This is a genomic window from Methanobacterium sp. BAmetb5 (assembly GCF_003491305.1).
Taxonomy (GTDB): domain Archaea; phylum Methanobacteriota; class Methanobacteria; order Methanobacteriales; family Methanobacteriaceae; genus Methanobacterium.
In genome coordinates this window covers 835,001-840,000 of the sequence record NZ_CP022706.1, presented here as the reverse complement: position 1 = coordinate 840,000, position 5,000 = coordinate 835,001, and the positions used below count along the sequence as shown (strand labels likewise).

Below are 5,000 nucleotides of genomic sequence, written 5' to 3'. Positions count from 1 at the left end.
GAAATTTCCCGGGGCATCTCCCTCCTGGGACCAGAGGAAGTCATCATCACTCGTGGTGATAAGGGATCCCTGATTTATTCCCGCCACCATGATAAATCTTACTCCATACCTACCTATCCACCCCAGGAAAGGGTGGACCCTACTGGACTGGGTGATAGTTACCTGGCAGCTTATGCCTTCAGGAAACAGAAAACCTCAGACCCCCGTGAGTGTGGAATTTTCTCATCCATAGTATCCTCCTTAAAACTGGAAAAAAAAGGAGCTTTTCAGGGGAATATAAATATAATTAATCAGCGGATCCAGGAATTAAAACTGTAGTTTTAGCATTCAAATAAAATATAGGTATTCATAGATGGATAGGATATTAACAATAGAAGAGTACTCAAAAATAGAAGTTAAAGGGTAGAGGACTTCGGTATTTATTAGTCCCCTTACTTCGGTGTTTATTATATCATAAACTGCAGTACCAGGAATGGTAATAAGCCCGCTGCAAAGAACATTACAATTCCAATAATGGTATAATCTTTTTTCCTGTCCATAATTCCACTGCAGAGCAGGATTATCCCGGCAAAGGCCAGTAGTGGTGGAAGTATGTGGGAGAAAAGTATAGTTACATTGGTCATATCAATCAAATCTCCATCGGTAATTATTCTGAATTCATCTCTTTATTTGTTAATATTTCTTTATTGAACTTACACTATTAAGGCTTTGGTGAGTAAACTGACTTTCACACCCTTTACTTGTCCCGAGTCTGGATGGAAATGCCAGTTTGAAAACTCTTCCTTAGATTAATTCATGTAATAAATCCTTTCTGGACCTATACTGTAGAGACCATCACTGTAAGGGTAGAATGTGTTGAGGATGGTGTGTATATTGTAGTAGACCTGAAATGCACTTTTCTTTTTGGCGACGTACTGATTAACATTCACATCAGTGTAGTTCTTGGTCAGGGCCGAGGTCACTGCCCGGTTGGCATGGTAGTAGTAGATTGGGAACTGCCGGTACTTCAGGTTGGGATATTTATCCTTCATCATCTTCATTCCCTGTTGACAGGCCAGATGATCACCATTTCCATCTCCGGTGGTGGTGTAAAAGACTGTGTAACCCTCCTTGAGGTACAGGTTTTCCATGGTGGTAAACACCACATTGGCGTTGAGGGCACCATCATCAAAGCTGTGTATATTGTAACTGGTGCATCCAAAAATGCCCATGACCTTTTTAAAGGAGTCTTCCCGGATTAGTTTTTTTCTCTCAGATGCAGTGGCATTGGCAGGAATTGATACATCATAGTAGTTAGTTACCGTGAGCAACTGGGAAGTTACGGCATCACCAGAGGTCATGAGCTCGAAGTGTACTGGGGAGCCATCCTCCATTATCCTCTGAACTGTTCCACCTACCCCTATGGTCTCATCATCGGCATGAGGTATAATGAAAGCCACCTTCTCTGGTGTGGATGAGGTGTTTCCCGTCCCATTATCCGCAGTTTGGGTAGTATTATTACTGTTATTGGACTGAATACCCGAAGATCCATTTTCTGCCGAGAAGGTAGGGAATAATGCAATGAATAAAATCAAGGGTATTGCTAAGAGTAAGATGATTATTGTCTTTTTCATTTTCATAACCTTAAATCTATGCCTATCCAAATCTATAATCTATTTAGAGCCAATTAAATATAAATAGGTTGCTGTATTCCTCTTATCAAATTTATCTTCATTTAAGGAGGGGCAACTTGCCCATTATCCATTCTCATTCTTTAGAAAAAATATAAAAAAAGGGTTAGAGAAGATTTTTTTTAGATATCTATGTTACAAGGGGTCCACTGCAGTTAACTGGCAGTGAACGTACCTTTCTGCTGCAGTGTAACCTGGAGGCCAGCAGGTTCCCAGCACCAGTTCCTTTTGACCGGCAGGGAATTGAATGAGGTTGGTCTTGTAATCGTATCTAATATCGTTGTTGGAGACCACCTGGTAGGTGTATTCCTTCTGGGTTAGATAATCATTGATGTAAATCTTATCTCCCACCTGCAGGTTTTCAATGTGATTGAATGGTGCAGAATACCGGGTGTGGTGTCCTAACAATCCCACTGAACCTTTCTGACCGGGGTAGAAACTCTTGGGTAAACTACTGCTCGGGTCAGAATAGTGGTAAACCGAGCCCATGGCATTTAAAGTGTCAGAGCGAATATTCCAGGTTACTCCCAGTCGGGGTATGGTCACCGTTCCAAAAGTGGGCATACTGGCCAGTTGGGCAGAGTTGATCTGGAGACTGTTTTTAACAGCATCCACTGCTGCACTGGTTTCGGATCCTTTCAAACCTTTCAGTACGGATTCAACACTGAATCCTTCCTGAGGATAACTGAACACTACACTGTAAAGTGCTCCATTGTTGTTAACCCATATCTCCTTTTGTTCGGAGGTAGAACCATTACCCTGAATTTGATAACTATTATAATAACCAGTGTTTCCCTTAACATCGATCTTGTTACTGGAAGTGAGTTTTACATTACTTTCTGACTCCTTAACCAGTTCCGGAACGAAATCCGTGGAAACATTGTATCCGGAAGGCATCACCTGACGGTTGACCGTGATGTTCATACCTGTTTCCGGGTCTTTAAAGGCCACTATTTGAGATCCCTGAGTTGAAACTTGCTGCCAACTGGAGGGATAATCAAAGGAAACCTCCCCATTCTCGTAGTGTTTGGTTTCTATATGGGCACTGCCCGAGGTCATGGTGATGGCCAATAGAACTACCACCAAAACAGCAATCCCAATTAAAACATACTTCTTCAAATAAAAATCTCCCTAAAACTTTTTTTTCCTTGAATTAATTGATTTTACTTTAATTAGATAATATTAAGTTGATAAGCACGGAATAAATCGAAAAAACCGTCCCCTTGAAAATTTTTTAAAAAACCACATTTAAGTGTTTTATTTTGTGTAGATACTCCACATTAATAAAAGTTATGATCACCAGTTTAACAGGGTTCTCCTCAGTTCTTTCTCTGATTCGGCGATTAACTCGATCTTTTCTACCTTAATTCCCTGGTTGTTTAAGTATCCTGCTAACTCCACAGGGCTGGTACTTTCATCCACATCGGTAATCACTGAACTGTTTTCCCGGCAGATAGTCTGGGCACCGTAGAGTTCTAATGCCTCCTGGGTTTTTTCCAGATCATCGGTTTTCAACCGGAAGGAACGGGTTTTATGGGAGATCTGGGCAATGTCAATGTTCAGTCTTTGCAGTACCACCAGAACGTGCTTATCCAGAGCAGCTTCCAGAACTTCAATGTCAATGATGTCCTTTTTCATGTTGATACGCACTGATTGACATATCTGGGCCACATCACGGGCGTGGGCGAAACTGGGCTGCAGACCTTCCCCGCCATTGTTTTTGGGCTGGTAAACCTTCATGAACCTTCCCAGGATTTCTGGCTGGTAAGTCTCCCGGAGATCCTCTAAATTTCTGCGGAAAACCTCGGTTACTTCTTCCACCTCTGGATTTTTAAGGAAAATATGAAGGGGGGCCCGGCGAAGGTGGGCTTCATCCATGATACTTATGTCCAGGTTGGTGGAGAATGCCGGGATAAAGTGAGTGTGCAGTATAACCGGGATACCCCGGACATAGACCACATCCTTCTTGTTCTCCATAGGGACAATTAAACGGTTGAGAATGAGTTCATGGTCATCACGCTGTCTTCCCAAATCATCAATTAACAGAATACCTCCGTTAGCCTTAATCAGGGGAGATGTTTCGTAAACACCCTTATTAGGATCGTAATTAGTTTCTAACTTATTTAAACTAAGTTCAGCTCCAGTTAAAACAAATGGGGCGTGAATTTTAACCCAACGTGGATCATCAGGTTGTTCTTCGCACATTTTATGGAAATCAGGGTCGTAAAGTTGTATGATCTTCCCACCGAATTCAATGTACTTGGGCATTACCAGGGGGGGCAGAAGATCAGGCATGGTACTGATGATAAAGGTTTTACCAGTTCCCGGAGGACCGTAGACGAAGATACCCTTACCAATAATACACGATTCAATGAGGGCTTCTTTAGCATAATCCACTCCTACCACCTGGTGGAAAGTTTCATCCACCACTTCGGGGGGTATTTGCAGGGGATAACGGTGTTGCAACTGGATCTTCATGATCTGATAGTACTCTTCGTAGGGTACAGGGGCAATACCAATGTAGGGATTATCTTCTGCAATCCCCCTTACTTTTTCACGTCCCTTCCGGGTTATAGCGTATTCTACACTGGAAAAAAGGAATCCCCCACTCACCGGGGCACAAAAACCGCTCTTTTCCATTTTGCTTAAATTTTCTTCCAAAATATCCCAGTGAATACCGGTTAACTCATTGATGGTACTGGTTTTCACGGTACCGTAACTGCTGATAATTTTAAGTATCAATCCCCTGATGAAACTCTCGGATAGTTGTAGATCATCCAGATTTTTTGGTTGTTTCAAGGCATTGAAAATTTTTTCCATCTTTTCATCATGATAGTAATTCATGGTAATACCCACCGATTTTTTTCCGGTCCATTGATTATCGTTATTATTATTTTTTTTAGGTGAAACCATTAAAGGAGCTTTTGCACCTGACTTATGTCTGAAACCACCTCTACCTTCAAACCTTCCCTATCAATAAATTCTTTCTCCTCTTCAGTTAATTGGGAGTTGACCAGGATGGCGGACATGCCCACACTGGTTGCACCTATTATATCCTCGTTAAACTTGTTTCCCACCATAACTGATTCTTCCGCCTGGCATCCCATGCGTTTCAGGGCCAGCTGGAATATCTTCTGGTCGGGTTTTTCAGAATTTGCTTCCTGGGAGGTTATAACATCGTCAAAGAAGTGGTGCAGGCCCAGCCGGATGAGTTTCTCCCACTGTTTAATGGTCAGACCATTGGAAATAGCTCCCAGTTGATAGTCACGTTTTTTCAGGTAGATCAGGGTGGACATGGTACCCGGAAACAGTCTCAAAAGAGCAAATTTA

6 protein-coding genes (2 of these 6 running past the window's edge) are annotated in these 5,000 nt (G+C 42.2%); 1 reads left to right on the top strand and 5 read right to left on the bottom strand.

What is annotated here, in order from left to right:
* A protein-coding gene (locus tag CIT02_RS04065) for a PfkB family carbohydrate kinase (protein WP_292614258.1) crosses the window boundary here: on the top strand, positions 1–318 show its end. Its footprint begins 582 nt before the window's first position; 318 of the gene's 900 nt are visible here — the last part of the coding sequence; its start codon lies off the left edge, out of view; its stop codon occupies positions 316–318.
* A gap of 128 nt (positions 319–446) precedes the next feature.
* Here the strand turns inward: CIT02_RS04065 and CIT02_RS04060 are convergent, their stop codons facing one another.
* From CIT02_RS04060 to CIT02_RS04040, 5 genes are all read right to left on the bottom strand, one after another.
* A complete protein-coding gene (locus tag CIT02_RS04060; RefSeq protein ID WP_292614256.1) occupies positions 447–623 on the bottom strand; it encodes a hypothetical protein in 177 nt (58 codons plus the stop codon).
* Between the two features lie 165 nt (positions 624–788).
* Positions 789–1,613: a PIG-L deacetylase family protein gene (locus CIT02_RS04055; RefSeq protein WP_292614254.1), complete on the bottom strand. Its 825-nt coding sequence runs from the start codon at positions 1,611–1,613 to the stop codon at positions 789–791.
* 192 nt (positions 1,614–1,805) lie between these two features.
* Positions 1,806–2,789 (bottom strand): sortase domain-bontaining protein, encoded by a 984-nt coding sequence (locus CIT02_RS04050; RefSeq protein WP_292614252.1) that lies wholly within the window; start codon positions 2,787–2,789, stop codon positions 1,806–1,808.
* A 177-nt stretch (positions 2,790–2,966) separates the two neighbouring features.
* On the bottom strand, positions 2,967–4,514 hold the full coding sequence (locus tag CIT02_RS04045) for an ATP-binding protein (RefSeq protein ID WP_292614250.1): 1,548 nt from the start codon (positions 4,512–4,514) through the stop codon (positions 2,967–2,969).
* A gap of 68 nt (positions 4,515–4,582) precedes the next feature.
* Positions 4,583–5,000, bottom strand: partial view of a TIGR02253 family HAD-type hydrolase gene (locus CIT02_RS04040; RefSeq protein WP_292614248.1) — the 3' portion only. It continues 263 nt past the right edge of the window; the window shows 418 of its 681 coding nt (coding positions 264–681); its start codon lies beyond the right edge, outside the window; its stop codon occupies positions 4,583–4,585.

What these genes read in the sequence shown, in the direction of transcription:
- CIT02_RS04055 (WP_292614254.1), bottom strand. Translation starts at nt 1,613, where the DNA reads ATGAAAAAGACAATAATCATCTTACTCTTAGCAATACCCTTGATTTTA.
- CIT02_RS04045 (WP_292614250.1), bottom strand. Translation starts at nt 4,514, where the DNA reads ATGAATTACTATCATGATGAAAAGATGGAAAAAATTTTCAATGCCTTG.
- CIT02_RS04060 (WP_292614256.1), bottom strand. Translation starts at nt 623, where the DNA reads ATGACCAATGTAACTATACTTTTCTCCCACATACTTCCACCACTACTG.